The organism is Enterococcus sp. C74, assembly GCF_040887125.1.
GTDB lineage: Bacteria > Bacillota > Bacilli > Lactobacillales > Enterococcaceae > Enterococcus_B > Enterococcus_B hirae.
Map to the genome: position 1 here is coordinate 165,060 of NZ_JBFOFA010000001.1, position 16,319 is coordinate 181,378.

At 35.6% G+C, this 16,319-nt stretch carries 15 protein-coding genes; 12 read left to right on the forward strand and 3 right to left on the reverse strand.

What is annotated here, in order from left to right; all coding sequences use genetic code 11:
- Positions 1-216 precede the first annotated feature (216 nt).
- The 4 genes from groES to AB3H93_RS00905 all read left to right on the forward strand — a co-directional run bounded on the left by groES (position 217) and on the right by AB3H93_RS00905 (position 4,074).
- Positions 217-501, forward strand: coding sequence for a co-chaperone GroES (gene groES / locus AB3H93_RS00890; RefSeq protein WP_010738436.1), 285 nt, complete (start codon positions 217-219; stop codon positions 499-501).
- Positions 502-540: 39 nt separating this feature from the next.
- Positions 541-2,166 carry a chaperonin GroEL gene (gene groL, locus AB3H93_RS00895; RefSeq protein WP_010720044.1) on the forward strand — a complete coding sequence of 542 codons (1,626 nt, stop codon included), beginning with the start codon at positions 541-543 and terminating at the stop codon, positions 2,164-2,166.
- 695 nt (positions 2,167-2,861) lie between these two features.
- A complete protein-coding gene (locus AB3H93_RS00900) occupies positions 2,862-3,134 on the forward strand; it encodes a hypothetical protein (protein WP_088745028.1) in 273 nt (90 codons plus the stop codon).
- 16 nt (positions 3,135-3,150) lie between these two features.
- Positions 3,151-4,074: a LacI family DNA-binding transcriptional regulator gene (locus AB3H93_RS00905; RefSeq protein ID WP_368019973.1), complete on the forward strand. Its 924-nt coding sequence runs from the start codon at positions 3,151-3,153 to the stop codon at positions 4,072-4,074.
- Positions 4,075-4,300: 226 nt separating this feature from the next.
- On the opposite strand, the gene AB3H93_RS00910 is transcribed toward AB3H93_RS00905, so the two are convergent.
- A complete protein-coding gene (locus AB3H93_RS00910) occupies positions 4,301-5,059 on the reverse strand; it encodes a MerR family transcriptional regulator (RefSeq protein WP_368019974.1) in 759 nt (252 codons plus the stop codon).
- A gap of 197 nt (positions 5,060-5,256) precedes the next feature.
- Here AB3H93_RS00910 and AB3H93_RS00915 point away from each other — a divergent pair, with 197 nt between their 5' ends.
- The 6 genes from AB3H93_RS00915 to AB3H93_RS00940 all read left to right on the forward strand — a co-directional run bounded on the left by AB3H93_RS00915 (position 5,257) and on the right by AB3H93_RS00940 (position 13,059).
- The gene (locus AB3H93_RS00915; protein WP_034699551.1) at positions 5,257-5,625 is read left to right on the forward strand and encodes a DUF1827 family protein; all 369 of its coding nucleotides are present in this window, start codon (positions 5,257-5,259) and stop codon (positions 5,623-5,625) included.
- A 1,062-nt stretch (positions 5,626-6,687) separates the two neighbouring features.
- On the forward strand, positions 6,688-7,410 hold the full coding sequence (locus tag AB3H93_RS00920; protein ID WP_368019975.1) for a toxin Cry1Ac domain D-VI-related protein: 723 nt from the start codon (positions 6,688-6,690) through the stop codon (positions 7,408-7,410).
- 422 nt (positions 7,411-7,832) lie between these two features.
- The gene (locus AB3H93_RS00925; protein WP_010738428.1) at positions 7,833-9,305 is read left to right on the forward strand and encodes a nicotinate phosphoribosyltransferase; all 1,473 of its coding nucleotides are present in this window, start codon (positions 7,833-7,835) and stop codon (positions 9,303-9,305) included.
- A gap of 12 nt (positions 9,306-9,317) precedes the next feature.
- Complete coding sequence (nadE, locus tag AB3H93_RS00930; RefSeq protein WP_010720037.1) at positions 9,318-10,142, forward strand: ammonia-dependent NAD(+) synthetase; 825 nt, start codon at positions 9,318-9,320, stop codon at positions 10,140-10,142.
- 538 nt (positions 10,143-10,680) lie between these two features.
- A complete protein-coding gene (locus tag AB3H93_RS00935) occupies positions 10,681-12,531 on the forward strand; it encodes an LTA synthase family protein (protein WP_178306425.1) in 1,851 nt (616 codons plus the stop codon).
- A gap of 93 nt (positions 12,532-12,624) precedes the next feature.
- Entirely contained in the window at positions 12,625-13,059 is a 435-nt protein-coding gene (locus tag AB3H93_RS00940) for a hypothetical protein (protein ID WP_010738426.1), read from the forward strand.
- A 404-nt stretch (positions 13,060-13,463) separates the two neighbouring features.
- Here AB3H93_RS00940 and AB3H93_RS00945 read toward each other — a convergent pair whose 3' ends face one another.
- Positions 13,464-13,625, reverse strand: coding sequence for a hypothetical protein (locus tag AB3H93_RS00945; protein ID WP_010720034.1), 162 nt, complete (start codon positions 13,623-13,625; stop codon positions 13,464-13,466).
- 1 nt (position 13,626) lies between these two features.
- Complete coding sequence (locus AB3H93_RS00950) at positions 13,627-14,658, reverse strand: lactonase family protein (protein ID WP_010738424.1); 1,032 nt, start codon at positions 14,656-14,658, stop codon at positions 13,627-13,629.
- A 135-nt stretch (positions 14,659-14,793) separates the two neighbouring features.
- Here AB3H93_RS00950 and AB3H93_RS00955 point away from each other — a divergent pair, with 135 nt between their 5' ends.
- The gene (locus AB3H93_RS00955) at positions 14,794-15,147 is read left to right on the forward strand and encodes a PTS glucitol/sorbitol transporter subunit IIA (RefSeq protein ID WP_010738423.1); all 354 of its coding nucleotides are present in this window, start codon (positions 14,794-14,796) and stop codon (positions 15,145-15,147) included.
- 8 nt (positions 15,148-15,155) lie between these two features.
- Complete coding sequence (locus AB3H93_RS00960) at positions 15,156-16,310, forward strand: AI-2E family transporter (protein WP_010720031.1); 1,155 nt, start codon at positions 15,156-15,158, stop codon at positions 16,308-16,310.
- Positions 16,311-16,319 lie beyond the last annotated feature (9 nt).

Sequence of the window (16,319 nt, forward strand, 5' to 3'; positions counted from 1 at the left end):
CAGAAGTAGACTGCAAGAATAGAAATTAATTATAACATAGATCAATTTAGAGGCTATTACTAAGGGACTTCTAACGGTTACGGATAAAATTAGTGTACTTTCATTTAAAAAGCTTGCAAAAAAATCAAAGTATGAGTATTATTAAAAATGTAGGTTAGCACTCGATGTGTAAGAGTGCTAACGAATCCAAAAAAAGAGTTATCGGAGGGATTTATCGTGTTAAAACCATTAGGTGATCGCGTCATTATCGAAGTCGCAAAAGAAGAAGAAACAACTGTTGGAGGAATTGTTTTAGCTTCATCCGCTAAAGAAAAACCACAAACAGGAACAGTTGTTGCAGTCGGTGAAGGCCGTTTATTGGAAAACGGAGAAAAAGTTCCTGCTGCTGTAAAAGCGGGCGACCAAGTGATGTTTGAAAAATATGCCGGTACAGAAGTAAAATTTGAAGGAAAAGAATATTTGATCGTTGCAGGAAAAGATATCATGGCGATCGTTGAATAAATAAAAAAGTACGAAAAAAATTTGATGAGGTGAATAGACATGGCAAAAGAATTGAAATTTGCAGAAGATGCACGCGCAGCAATGCTACGTGGAGTTGATAAATTAGCTGATACAGTAAAAGTAACATTAGGTCCAAAAGGTCGTAATGTTGTATTAGAAAAATCATACGGTTCACCATTGATTACTAATGATGGCGTAACGATTGCAAAAGAAATCGAATTGGAAGATCACTTTGAAAACATGGGTGCAAAATTAGTTTCTGAAGTGGCTTCAAAAACCAATGATATCGCAGGTGACGGAACAACAACCGCTACTGTGTTAACCCAAGCAATTGTTCGTGAAGGATTAAAAAACGTAACAGCTGGGGCAAATCCTTTAGGTATTCGTCGTGGGATCGAATTGGCAACCAAAGCAGCAGTTGAAGAATTACACAACATTTCAACAGTCGTAGATTCTAAAGAAGCAATTGCTCAAGTTGCAGCTGTTTCTTCTGGTTCAGAAAAAGTGGGACATTTGATTGCTGATGCAATGGAAAAAGTCGGCAATGATGGTGTTATTACTATTGAAGAATCAAAAGGAATCGAAACCGAATTAGATGTTGTTGAAGGTATGCAATTTGATCGTGGTTACTTGTCACAATACATGGTGACTGACAATGACAAAATGGAAGCTGTTTTAGAAAATCCATACATTTTGATCACAGATAAGAAGATTTCTAATATCCAAGACATCCTGCCTTTATTAGAACAAATCTTACAACAATCTCGTCCGCTATTGATCATCGCTGACGATGTGGATGGAGAAGCTTTACCAACATTAGTCTTGAACAAAATCCGTGGGACATTTAACGTTGTTGCAGTGAAAGCACCTGGTTTCGGTGATCGTCGTAAAGCAATGCTTGAAGATATCGCTATCCTAACAGGCGGAACAGTGATTACGGACGACTTAGGATTAGAATTGAAAGATGCAACAATCGAAAACCTAGGAAATGCTTCAAAAGTTGTGGTAGACAAAGATAACACAACAATCGTTGAAGGCTCTGGCGATAAAACAGCCATTGAAGCACGTGTTCAATTGATCAAAAACCAAATTGCTGAAACAACATCAGATTTTGACCGTGAAAAATTACAAGAACGCTTAGCAAAACTTGCTGGTGGGGTTGCAGTGGTCAAAGTTGGTGCAGCAACTGAAACAGAATTAAAAGAATTGAAATTACGAATTGAAGATGCATTGAATGCAACTCGTGCTGCCGTTGAAGAAGGTATGGTTTCTGGTGGTGGTACAGCATTAGTGAATGTCATCAGCAAAGTTTCAGCAGTTGAAGCTCAAGGGGACGTTGCAACAGGTGTGAAAATCGTTGTTCGTGCCTTAGAAGAACCAATTCGTCAAATCGCAGAAAATGCGGGATATGAAGGTTCAGTCATCGTTGATAAATTGAAAAATGTTGAATTAGGAACAGGTTTCAATGCTGCAACAGGCGAATGGGTAAATATGGTTGAAGCAGGGATTGTTGATCCAACCAAAGTTACTCGTTCAGCATTACAAAATGCTGCATCTGTTTCAGCTCTATTATTAACAACTGAAGCAGTAGTTGCTGACAAACCAGAACCAGCAGCACCTGCAGCGCCAGCAATGGATCCATCAATGATGGGTGGAATGATGTAGTAATTAAGAAAGAACCCTGATATAAAAGGGTTCTTTCTTCTTTTTTTGTTTTAAGTAAAAGGGGCAAAAAATTAAGGGATATTTAGTTAATCAATCATTCGATGCGGATAGTTGCTTATGTTCTAGAACGACCTATATACGTGAAGCTAGAGGATCTTGATGTGCTACTATTTTTGTCTTTTTTTTTCTTCTTTATATTCTTCATATTTTTCAGATTCTCATTCTTAGACAACAAGGAGTGATTATTTTCCTTTGTACTTTTTAATGGCATAGGTTTCTCTACTAGGCAGTATTCTTTAATGTTTACTAGGTTAGACATTCGTTCGTTTATTCGATGTTTTCTTCTCAATATTTTTAATAGTCTTATGCGTTGTAGTATGGCCTTTATTTTCTTCTTTATTAGTCTCAGTATTCTTTTCAGTATACCTGCTTTTTTTTGCTTTTTATACAATTGAAAAACTCCTCTCAATTAATGGTTTAAATGTATAGTAGCAGAGTTTGAATGAGGTACTCGAACTTATTTTTCTAGATAATTAAAATAAAGTTCTGCTTTTAAAAATTCAAAGACAAGTTTAAAGATTCGAAGACAAAAGTATGTATCGTATTGCTCGTTTTTTTAGAAGGTGAAGCAAAGATCTTGCTATGAGACGCGTTTCATAAGCTATACTCAATTCATCAAAAAGGAGGAATTACTGATGAATACTTATATCAAAACGACCAATGGCGCTACGAATGACTATTTTTATGCTTTTGTTGAATTTAAAGAAACAATGCTTGAATTGTCTAGTCCTCAAGGGTTAAATAAAACGGTAATGAAAAAAATTCCTTTAGATGAAATTAGTGGATTGGCAAAAGATACGTATCTGGGTGGGCAACGTATTAGCTTTGAATATGATGGAACGTTCTATCAATTTTTTGAATGTGGGCATGCTGTGGTAGACTATTTACAAGAAAATCTTTTTGCATAGGTGGTTTTAGTAAAGCATGACAAACATCAGAGATATTGCAAAACTGACGGGCTATTCTGTCTCTACCGTTTCACGGGTGATCAATAATCATCCTTATGTTGACGAAACAAAACGTGCCAAGATTCTATCCGTCATTAATGAGTTATCGTATGTTCCTAATGCAAGTGCCAGACAGCTCAGTTATGGAAAAACAAAAAATGTTGGTGTTATTCTGCCTTATACGGATCATCCTTATTTCGATCAATTGCTTAGTGGGATCATTGAAGTCGCCTTCAACGAAGATTATCAGGTGACCTTGTTACCAACAAATTATCAGGCAGAAAGAGAGAGAATGTATTTAGAAGAATTTGCAGGTAAACGATTTGATGGGTTGATCGTTACTTCTCGTGCCAACAATTTAGATGTATTGCTCTCTTATCAAAAGTATGGGCCAATCATTTTTTGTGAAGAAATAAAAGAAACAGAAGCTGGTTGCGTGTTTATCGATCGTGAACAATCTATTACTGAAGCATTATTGTATTTAAAAAAACAAGGCGTGGAAAAGCTTGGCGTTACTTTAGGAAGAAGTGGTCGTCTTAGTTTTAATACAAAAGTGACGTTGGAACTTTGTAAAAAAATATTTCCCGATTTCAAAGAGGAAAATGTTTTTTGGAACTGTATTGACTATGAACAAGGGGTGAATGCAGCGACGTATTTTAAAGAAAAAAAGGTAGATGGTGTCTTCACTAATTCAGATACAGTTGCTGCCGGTATATTGCAAAGCTCCATCTTAGAAAGTAAAAACCGTCTTGTTGGTCGTGATAATCTGTTGATCAGTGAGCTAATGTCTTTTTCTACGATTGACCATGGCTTAAGAGAGTGTGGAGAAACGGCCTTTCTACTTTTTATCGAAGAAAAAAAAGATCAAATCAAAATTCCTTATCGATTTATTGTGCGATAGTCGAAATGGTTTTAATGCGGAATCAAAAGTAGATCGAAGTAACGCAAAAACCTAAAAAAGAAACCGAATAGCCAAAAATAGTTTCTCCTATTTTTGTGATTGCTTCGGTTTCTTTTTGACGTCAATGGATTATGAAAGAATGTAGTGTCTGCATTCTGACAGGATGGATCATAAAGTGAGATCTTCGCTACTTATTTCCTAAAATGAACGTCCACTCAAAGACAACTTATTCAACAGCGTATGTTTGAATGATCGTATTCAATGCTTGGGCAGCTCCGTTTCCACAACGCTCATCATAGTAAGCGGTGAATCGTTCATCAGAGATATACAATAAGCCTAAGCCACGATGAGCTTCGGAACTATAAGAAGGCCAGCTAAAAGTAAGCCATTTTTTGTGTTCTTCAAATAGTTTCAATGCTAGTTTTTGATCAGAGTCTGGTTGTAAATAAGCTGTCAAATCAGCTAAGAGTTGTTTTTCTAAAGACTGCATTTCTTCAAATTTTTCTTCAGACATATTTTGCCATTTTTTATTTGCTTTCTCAACGGTGTCGTCTCCATATTTTTCTCGTATTTCTTGTCCATAGTTTGTTTCATTTTCCATTATTTTTTGTTTTTTAAATCCTTCAAATTTATCATGATCTTTCATCGGTTTTCCTCCTTCGTAACTCTCCAATGTATGTTGAATAGTCATTAATAGTGTGTCGAGCTGTTTTCTTTTTTCTTGTAACATTTCTTGATGTTGGATCAACGCTTGTCGATGATCGAAAGCTGGATTATCTAAAATTTCTGCAATTTGTTCTAACTTAAAATCAAGGGAGCGATAAAACAAAATCTGTTGTAGTCGATCAACTTCTTGGCTGGTGTAGATCCGATAGCCAGACTCAGTCACCCGTGACGGTTTCAGTAAGTGGATCTGATCGTAAAAACGCAGGGTACGAGGACTAACACCAGAAATTTCTGCCATTTTTTTTATAGTATATTCCATGCTTAACCTCCTTATAGAATGATCTTATTCCTTGACGTAACTAGAAGGTCAAGAATTTTTGAATATTTTTTTATGTTTATTTTTATGTTATAATAAGTAAAGTAGAAAAACGAATTTTTCTGCTTTAAATATGTCATGTTGAAAGCGATTCCTTTGTTGGGCGCTTGTTATAAATAATAATAGAAAAGAGGAATAAGATGAAATTAATCGAAACGCCAGTTACAAGTAATTTAAATATTAAGACGTTTTATCCTAAAGTAGTAGATTTTTTCTTTAGTAGCAAAGCCATCAAATACTATAAACTTTATTCGCTTGATCGAACACAGATTTTATACATTGATACGTATGAAAAATCCCAATTATTGATGATTAATACGAAGAAAAAAATCACCAAGCAAGAAATTGATTTTGCAATCCGTCGTATTTTGAAAGCAGAACGTGAAGACGTCAAGGTCCATATTGGTGTAAAACAAGACTTAGAACGAGCAGGTGTCCAATTCAAACGACCAAATAAAGATATCGTGATTGTTGAACAGAAAGTAGGTCGTTCAGTGGAGGAAAAATAAAACAGTCTTCTGCAAATGAGTAAGTTGTGTACCGGTCTCAAAATTGGAGCTGTTAAGAAAAACTAGATACTTGGTTCAGAGAACAAGAGAAAAAATTTTTTTCAAGGTCTCTAGGGATGGATGACTAAGGGCAAAATGCATCCCTTTAGTATTGTAGTAAGTTTTAATACATTTAAATATTTCCATCTGAGTTTGAGGTGATGTCTCTGAATTGAGTCTCTTTGTCCAACGAGGTTGGTAACGAGAAATCTTAGGATAAATTCAACAGAAAGAAGAAAACTTCTTTCTGTTTTTTTGAACTGGAAATCGGACGCTTGTTTGACTTCAAAAAAACTAGGAACTTTTTTATAAGCCTCGTTCCTCTCTTAAGTAATGCTTTTCTTGTTCTAACTTCTTCATGTCATCATGAGCATCAAAAAGTGCGTTCCCTTTTCTAAGAAACGCACTTGCTTTATATTTTTTAACTTCTTGAATCCAACGATACAAGCGGTGAGCCTGTTTTTTTAGCTACAGGCTAACTTCTTTCACAAAAAATTATTCTTCGATCATTAGGTTGACGGCAACAATTTTACTTACTTTATCAACTGAATCTCTTGGCATAATAGAAATCCTCGATTTTCCTTCATTTTTTATCTAGTTTATTACAACAATTCCAACATCAAACTATAAATCTTTCCTAATACTTATTAAAATATAAAAAAAAATTTATGATGGTACCTCTTTATCAGTATATAATGCTAAGTGTCGGGAGATACGTTACATAAATCTTATTACTATAGATAAAGGGAGGTCGTTAAATATATAAGAAAGCGCAAAGTGTAATATTTTTATTTAGGAAAAGAAAATTAAGTTTATGTAACTATGTATTATTAGATCTCTATTGAATCCAAGGATGATTTATTTAGATGATGATCAAATTTAAACCCATACAGATATCTATTATAGAATAAACATAATCATCCGATTACTTGGAGAAAAATCAATACCGACATTTATTAATGGTTAGAGAATATGAACTTTAGGATGTCATGATAAAAAATAAAACATAAAAGGATTGATTTGATGAAACATAGTAAACTATTATTATTAACCTCGTTTTTGTGCATTAGCGCTGGGACAATAAATACCATGACAGTTAATGCAGCTCAACAAGTAACTGTCTCAGATTCAACTGTCCGAAACGCTGTAGAGGCTGTAAACCATTTATTTACCGACAATACATACACCACATTATCTCCAAACACAACAACTGAAACGATCAAAGAAGCTAGAACGCTGATTCTTAAGGCCGCAGGAAAATGTGACATCATTCATTTAAGTAATTTATGCAAGAAGGCGGAAAAATTGTTATTAGAAAGTACCAATTCAGTAGATTCAGCTGTCCAAAATGCTGTAGAGGCTGTAAACAATTTATTTACCGACAATACATATACCACATTATCTCCAAACACAACAACTGAAACGATCAAAGAAGCTAGAACGTTGATTCTTAAGACCGTAGGAAAATGTGACATCGTTCATTTAAGTAATTTATGCAAAAAGGCGGAAAGCTTGTTATTAGAAAGTACCAATTCAGTAGATTCAGCTGTCCAAAATGCTGTAGAGGCTGTAAACAATTTATTTACCGACAATACATATACCGCATTATCTCCAAACACAACAACTGAAACGATCAAAGAAGCTAGAACGCTGATTCTTAAGGCTGTAGGAAAATGTGACATCGTTCATTTAAGTAATTTATGCAAGAAGGCGGAAAGTTTATTAGCACTGTCTGTTCATTTATAAAAAATAGAAACTTTATAACCTTTCACTTCTTGAAATATTCCTATAGGCACGACACCTAAAAGTGGAAAGTAAAAAAATTGACATAGGCTGTTTGTCCTCTGCACTGTACGGAGGGCGAACAGCCTAATGTCTGTAGTCTTTTATGAGAGAAGCGGTGATTAAAGTCAGTTTTTTCGGAAAAATCATGGAAGATTGGACAACTTTTAATTTCACTTCAAAATTGTCTGTAACCATAAAAAGATCGACCACCAAAAAGGTCACTTTTTAGTCTAAATTTTTTGAGGTTGGTTCATTATTGTGCTAGGTTATAAATTTATTTTCATTTGTCCTTTTTCAGAAAATAATCAAGATTTCTTCTACTCTAGCGTTTTTTTGTTATAATGGATAAGAAATGAAAACTTGCCAAGAGGAGTAATATAAAGATGAATAAAATTTACCCAGATGACAGTTTGACGTTGCATACTGATTTATACCAAATCAACATGATGCAAACGTACTGGGAATTAGGTCGTGCGGATCTCCACGCTGTTTTTGAATGCTATTTCCGTGATATGCCATTTAACCATGGGTATGCCGTGTTTGCAGGATTAGAACGTCTTGTGGAATACCTAGAAAATTTGACGTTTAGTGAGTCAGATATTGAATACTTACGCAAAATGGACATCTACCCAGAAGGTTTTTTAACATACTTAAAAGAATTTAAATTTAAAGCTACTGTCCGCTCGGCGCGTGAAGGTGAATTAGTGTTTGCCAATGAACCGTTGATCCAAGTGGAAGGTCCGTTAGCACATTGTCAATTGATTGAAACAGCCCTACTGAATATGGTGAACTTTCAAACGTTGATCGCTACGAAGGCAGCAAGAATCAAATCAGTGATCGGCGATGATCCATTGTTAGAATTTGGTACTAGAAGAGCGCAAGAATTGGATGCTGCTGTTTGGGGAACTCGAGCTGCTTACATCGGTGGAGCAGATGCTACTAGTAATGTCAGAGCTGGGAAAATCTTTGGGATTCCTGCAAGTGGAACGCATGCGCATGCACTTGTTCAATCTTATGGAAATGATTATGAAGCGTTTATGGCTTATGCGAAAACTCATAAAGACTGCGTGTTCTTAGTTGATACTTACGACACCTTGAAATCTGGTGTGCCTAGTGCGATCCGTGTAGCAAAAGAATTAGGCAATAAAATCAATTTCCTTGGGGTTCGTATCGATAGTGGCGACATGGCGTATATTTCGAAACGTGTTCGTGAACAATTAGATGCTGCTGGTTTCACTGAGGCTAAAATTTATGCTTCAAATGATTTAGATGAAGCAACGATTTTAAATTTAAAAATGCAAAAAGCTAAAATCGACGTTTGGGGTGTAGGAACGAAATTGATTACAGCCTATGACCAACCTGCGCTTGGTGCAGTCTTCAAATTGGTTTCAATTGAAGATAAAGAGGGCAAAATGATCGATACAATCAAGCTTTCCAGCAATGCAGAAAAAGTAACAACTCCTGGCAAGAAGCAAGTGTGGCGAATCACTCGCAATTTTGATGGCAAATCAGAAGGAGACTACGTTACGCTTTGGGATGAAGATCCTAGAGAGGAAGCAGAAATTTTTATGTTTCATCCTGTGCATACCTTTATCAATAAAACGGTGCGTGACTTTACAGCTCGACCTATCTTACAAGATATTTTCGTGAAGGGCGAACGGGTCTATGAATTACCAACTTTAGATGAAATCAAAGCATATACACGTGATAACCTTGATTCACTGTGGGAAGAGTACAAACGTGACCTTAATCCACAAAAATACCCAGTTGATTTATCAACAGATTGTTGGAATCATAAAATGGCTACGATGGAACGGATGAAGAAAAACGTAGCTACTTTATACAATGAATATTAAGGAGGAAAAAGAATGAGCTTACAAGAAGAGATTATCCAAGAATTAGGTGTCAAACCAACCATTGATCCACAAGGTGAGATTCGAACTAGTATTGATTTCATGAAAGCTTATTTAAAGAAATATCCTTTCTTAAAAACCTTTGTTTTAGGAATCAGTGGGGGACAAGATTCTACGTTAGCGGGACGTTTGGCTCAATTAGCAATGGAAGAAATGCGTGAAGAAACACAAGACGATCGTTATCAATTTATCGCTGTACGCTTACCTTATGGCGAACAAGTAGACGAAGAGGATGCGAAAGCTGCAGTTGAGTTTATCCAGCCTGACGTTCGCCTACGAGTGAATATCAAACCTGCTGTCGATGCGCAAGTTGCTGAATTAGTCGCTGCAGGGATCGAAGTCAGTGACTTCAATAAAGGAAATATCAAAGCTCGTCAACGGATGATCACACAGTATGCAATTGCAGGTGGGCATGCAGGAGCAGTCCTGGGAACGGATCATGCAGCTGAAAATATTACTGGTTTCTTTACAAAGTATGGCGACGGTGGCGCCGATTTGTTACCATTATTCCGCTTGGACAAACGTCAAGGAAAACAATTATTACAAGAACTAGGGGCACCTGAGAAACTTTATACCAAAATCCCAACAGCTGATTTGGAAGATGGCAAGCCGTTGATCGCCGATGAGGTTGCTTTAGGTGTTACTTACACTGAGATTGATGATTATTTAGAAGGTAAAGAAGTTCCAACAGATGCCAAACAAAAAATTGAAGCTTGGTGGAATAAAACTCAGCATAAACGACACTTACCTATCTCAGTGTTAGATGATTTTTGGAAATAAGCCTAAAAACTTTGTTGAAGATCACACCAATGAATGAAGTAACATTGCTTGTTTTTAATGAACTCGTCATTTAGTAAAAAATAAGGTTGTCATAGTAAAGTTCAGATGGAAAAATAACCTGCTATATCCGAAAACAGCTTCTCGCATTTTCTGGATATAGCGGGTTATTTCTATTATCAAGAGAATATGAACCGCATGTTCTTTTTCAAGATTTAAGACAAAAGATTAAAAATAGCTATTCATTGGGTTTCAGTTCTATTCTGTAGTAGTACGTCAATGAAGTACTATTAATTAAGATTATAAACGCATGGAGGATTTTTTAACGCCTTTTTTATTAGTCACTACTTGAATACCATTGTTATGCTTTTACAATACGATATTGAACAGTCGACAATTTGTGAGCAATCAAATCGGACAACGAATAAAAAAAGATAAGGGTTTGCAGACAGTTCTTTACTTGTTATCTGGAAATCATTAAAATAAGGAAAGCGGTATCGAATAATAAATGAATTAAAGGAGTAACCATTTGAAAAGACATATAAAAGATAGTCTCAATCAATTGTCTGTCAAACAGAAAAATTGGTTAAAATATACATTAGTGGCGATAAGTATCGTTTTTGTCGTTGGACTAAGCAATTTGTATTTACAATGGTGTCAAAACGATCTTTCTTTTGATCTAGCTGTAAAATTTGCTTTCTCGTGGCATACGGAAAAATTTTTATTAGCTTGTTTAGTGTTATTAATGATCTTCCTTTTTTTAGTGGCAGTATTAGGTTCTTTTCTCTTTGGAACATTCTTTTATCTTGTTGGCATTGGAATATTAGGTTACGCAAACTATTTAAAAATGACCTATCGACAAGAACCGATTTATCCCGACGACCTAAAGATGATCAAAGAGTTTGGTTTATTAAAAGATATGACAGGCACAATCTCGTTTTATCTATTAGCAGGAATGATTCTATTGGTGGTAGCAGGTGGTTGCTGGGCTATCTATCGGAGTTTTAAGAAAGACAAGAAATTTCAAGCCATCCGAGTGATCACATTATTTACTACGATCTTTGCGCTAATTTATATTAGTCATTTCAATAACCCAAATAATTTATTACGTAAAGCATATAACAAAACGGCTTTGTGGATCCCTTATAGTCAAAAGATGAATTATTATAATACAGGTTTTATTGGTGGTTTCTTATACAATTTAAAAATCGATCCAATGGAAAAGCCAAAAGGGTACTCCGAAGAAAAAATCAAGGAAATTACATCACACTATCAAAAGCTGGCAGATGAAAAAAATAAAACTGCCTCAGAAGAACAACCGAATATCATTTATGTGATGAGCGAAAGTTTTTCAGATCCTAGTCGTTTGAATGGGGTGGAAATTACCGGTGATCCTTTGGCAGATTATTATGCGGTTGCTGATCAGACTTATAGTGGTCAGATGCTTTCTCAAAATTATGGTGGTGGAACAGCCAATATCGAATTTGAAGCATTAACAGGTTTTTCAATGGGACTATTCAATGCCCAATTAACAACACCCTACACAATGTTAGTACCCAAAATGAATCAATTACCTTCGATCGTTTCAACATTGAAAGATCAAAATTATCATACGACTGCGATCCATCCTTATAACACCTCGATGTACAAAAGAAAAGATGTTTATGAGGTTTTAGGTTTTGATGAATTTATTAGTGAAAATACGATGACGTATACTGACACCATTGAAGATAATCCCTACATTTCTGATGCTTCTGCTTATCAAGAAGTGATGGATCTTTTAAAAGAGGACGATACACCCCAATTTATCCATCTTGTGACGATGCAAACCCATATGCCTTATGATGGAAAATATCAGCAGCTCGAATATACAGCCAAAACAGAGGATAATAGTGGGATAAGTAGTTTAGAAAATTATCTTCAAGATATTTCGTATAGTAGCCAATCCTTAAAAGCGTTCACGGAAGAACTGAAGAAGTTATCAAGAAGAACGCTAGTTGTTTTCTGGGGAGATCATTTACCAGGGATCTATTCTGACACCATTCAAAATAGTAATGAGAAACACACCTTACACGAAACACAGTTTTTGATGTTTGATAGTCAAGGAGAATTAGAAAAAACCGAAGCTCCTGTTACAAGTCCCTTTTATTTTGCTGCTGACTTGATGAATCAGACTAATCAACAGACAACTGGTTTTTATCAATTATTGTTGGCACTTCAAAATGAATTACCAGCATTTGAGCGAGAACTATACTACCAAGAGGGGCAATGGCATCGGGAAGCACAATTAAACAAAAAACAAGCAGAACTTTATCAAGCTTATGAGATGATTCAATATGATATTGTTTCTGGAGAAAAATACAGTTTGCAAACAAATTTTTTTGAAAAATAACATATGACTTTATTACTCTGGGTAGAAAGCCTATTCAATTGTGCTAAAAAAAGGTAAAATAAAAGAGAAATAAAATCGAAAGTAGGAGAAAGAATGTTACCAAATATTGGTTATTATGTACAATCAGTCGATCGAATGGTCAAAGAGACGGAAGAGATCGGTGAACAGATGCATCCAAAATATCAAGTAATCAGAGAAGCGATTGATCAGAAAAAAACAGAAGACTTGTCTCCAGAAGAGTTAGCTGAAATCGTTCATTTGTTTGAAGAAGGAACAAAAAAATATCGTGTGATATTGAAAAAAATCAGTCAGTTGCGACCACCAGCAAAAGTAATGGGTATTCATAAAAGTTTTGAAAAAGCCTATACTTCCTACGTGGCTGGTTGTGAAGAAATGACTCAAAGTATCCAACCAGAGTCTGGAGTTGACCATGACTTATTTGATGCTTCTGAAGAAAAACAGGATCAAGCGACAGAAAATATTTCTTCAGCCATCCAAAAAATGACAAATTTATTGTTGAAAAAATAAAACAGTATAAAGTTTCATTGAAAAATAGAGTGTTTTAATTTAATTATCATATGTTTTTTATGATAAAAATCAGTCAATCACTTATTATATGAAAGTAACCTATACCAACAACAATTTTGAATTACTCGATCGAATAATTCACTTTTACCGTCAAGCCTAACCAACTTGACGGTTTTTGCTATTTACCGATCGTTTGTCTCAGTTCAACTCAATACCTCCATAATCAAGTTCAACTTATAGAGGCTGCTCTCAACAAATCGTTCACCGAAAACAATGTAGTTCAGATGAACAAATAATATACCCGGCGGAGTTTCAACACTAAGCCAAAAAACTCGAAACGTGAAAAAGTTGTTTCGAGTTTTTTCTTCATGATCAAATCAAGTAGTACTTTTCCGATCATTTATTTAATTTTCAACATTTCTGACATAATCATCAAAATATTGAAGTAAATCTTGTTTTAATTTTTGATAATCTGCTTCACTATATTCTTTTTCTTCTAACTTTCCTTGGAAAAAAGGGATTTCTAACTCTTCCCGTAATCGATCCAATACTTCATCTTTGTTCATGTTACTGCTCCTTTTCAAAATAAACACAGACACATTCTGGTGCATAGATGTCTTTTTGGCGTAATTCTAGTAAACCAGTCTCTTTATTTCGCGCGAAAAGCGTAAGATTATCGGTATTTTGATTGGCAGATAAGACATAGTCGTTCGTAGGATCTAAAGCGAAATCTCTAGGGAAATCGCCTTCAGTAGAAATAATTTGGATACATTCCAACAGTTGATCCTTTTCAGAAACTGCAAAGACTGCAATTGAGTTATGGCCACGATTGGAAGCATATACAAATCGTCCATCATCTGAAATACGAATTGCAGCACCACCATTTTCTCCTTGAAAATCATCTGGTAGTGTACTAATTTTTTGTTTTTCTTCAAAGCTGCCTTGGGATTTATTATACGAAAGCACACGAACAGTACTATCAAGTTCACCAAATAGGTAAGCAATGGTTTCATTTGCAGGATGGAAGACAAGGTGGCGGGGACCAGTTCCAGGTTCTGCCACAAATTCAGAAACTATAGTTAATTTTCCTTGATCAGATACATCGTACGTATAGACCCGATCCGTTCCTAGGTCACAAACCACTAAGCGGTTGTCTGGAGTTAAATCAGTATAATGGACATGTGCATGGTCTTGATTTTTATGAGGACCAGTTGCTTCTTGATGAAAAACGGCATCAGTTGCTTCGAGACCTCCATCGTCTAGAATACGATAAACATTGACTTCACCTTTATGATAATTAGCACCATATACTAATTGACGAGATTCATCAACTGCAACGTAACATAAAGGAGCGCCTGATTCTGTTACCGCATTCAAAAAATGGAATTCTTGATCGTAAGCCCCGATCCCACCTAAACCGTCCAGACTTGTGACGTTATAAAGATTACCAGCTTCACTTTTTGCTAAGTAAGTTGGACTATTTTCTTTTACAGCTAGCTTCAATCCTGAGACTTCTGCTTTTTCTGTATCTAATTCAATGGTATAAATTCCTTCACTCACACGTCTTGTGTACGTCCCTAAAATGATTTTTTCTTTCATTTTATCCCTCCTAGAATGTATGAAATAGGTTCCTTGTTTATTTTAGCACATTTCAAACAGGAGAGTTAAACAATGAGAATATGTTATACTGAATATAGAGTGAGCGACAGAATTTGTAACAAAGGAGAGAATAAAATGATTCATGCAACCATCAAAGAAATCGGAGAAAATGCAGTAAGTGAACAAGAACCGATCTTGATTTTATTTGATCGAACAGCAACAACTACACTACGTAACTATTCAGTGATCCAAAAGATTACTTCTACCGAAAAATTTTCATTAAAAAAAGGGGATTCACTTTTTTTTGATCAACAAGAATATCAGATTGAACATGTGGGAAGATTGGCAAATGAAAATTTAAACACAGTAGGGCATGTTACGCTGATTTTTGATTATTATTCTGAGGAAAATAGTATTGTGAACGGTCTTTACTTAACACCACATCAGTTACCTGAGATTCATGTCGGTACACAAATCAAATACAAGTAGGTGAGATTATGGAAGGAAAAAACAAGCGATCAAAACCAGTCTCTTGGTTTTGGCGATGGTTTTTAAATAATCAAGTCGTTACTGCGTTATTAGTAGTACTTTTGATCTTATTGATCGTTTTTTTATTTACTAAGGTGTCCTATCTATTTGCCCCGATCTGGCAATTCCTGGCGATCGTTGGCTTACCCATTATTTTAGCGGCAATTTTGTATTATTTGATGAATCCAGTTGTTGACTATTTGGAAAAGCGCCAAGTTCCAAGGCTCTATAGCATCATCGGGTTATTTGTATTAGTCGTGGCACTGATTGCTTGGGGAACAGTGGTAATCATTCCTAAAATCCAAGAGCAAACCGTGAGTTTTATCAATCATTTTCCTCAATATGTGGATACGATCGATAATAAATTGACAGAAATACTAAGAGATCCTCTATTCAACCAATTTAGGGAACAATTGGAAGCTACTGGCGATAAGTTCATGAGTTCAGCAGGTGATATGCTCCAAGATATTTCAAAAAGTACGGTTCAAAGTTTAGGAAGTTTTGTGGGAGCAGTTGCTACGATTATTGTTGCTTTGCTAACTATGCCGTTTATCCTTTTCTATTTATTGAAAGATGGCAAGCAACTTGCCCCTTACTTTGTGAATTTCCTACCAACACGTATGCGAAAACCAACTTTGAAAGTATTAAGTGAAATGAACGATCAAGTTTCTTCTTATATCCGTGGACAATTGACGGTGGCTTTTGCAGTAGCGATCATGTTTATGATTGGATTTGCGATCATTGGACTCGATTATGCAGTCACCTTAGGGATCATTGCCGGTTTTTTAAATTTGATTCCCTATCTAGGCTCATTTTTAGCAATGATTCCGGCCGTATTCTTAGGAATCGTGGCGGGACCGATCATGTTGATCAAAGTATTGATCGTGTTTGCTTTAGAACAAACGATTGAAGGACGATTGATTTCTCCATTAGTCTTAGGGAATCAATTGGCGATCCATCCGGTCACGATCTTATTAGTTTTATTAACTTCTGGGAAGCTGTTTGGAATCGTCGGTGTGATTTTAGGTATTCCAGTATATGCTGCAGCAAAAGTGGTTATCTCACATGTTTTTGAATGGTATACAACTATCTCTAGTTTATATGAAGAAAAACAAAGTGACTAGCCAACTGTG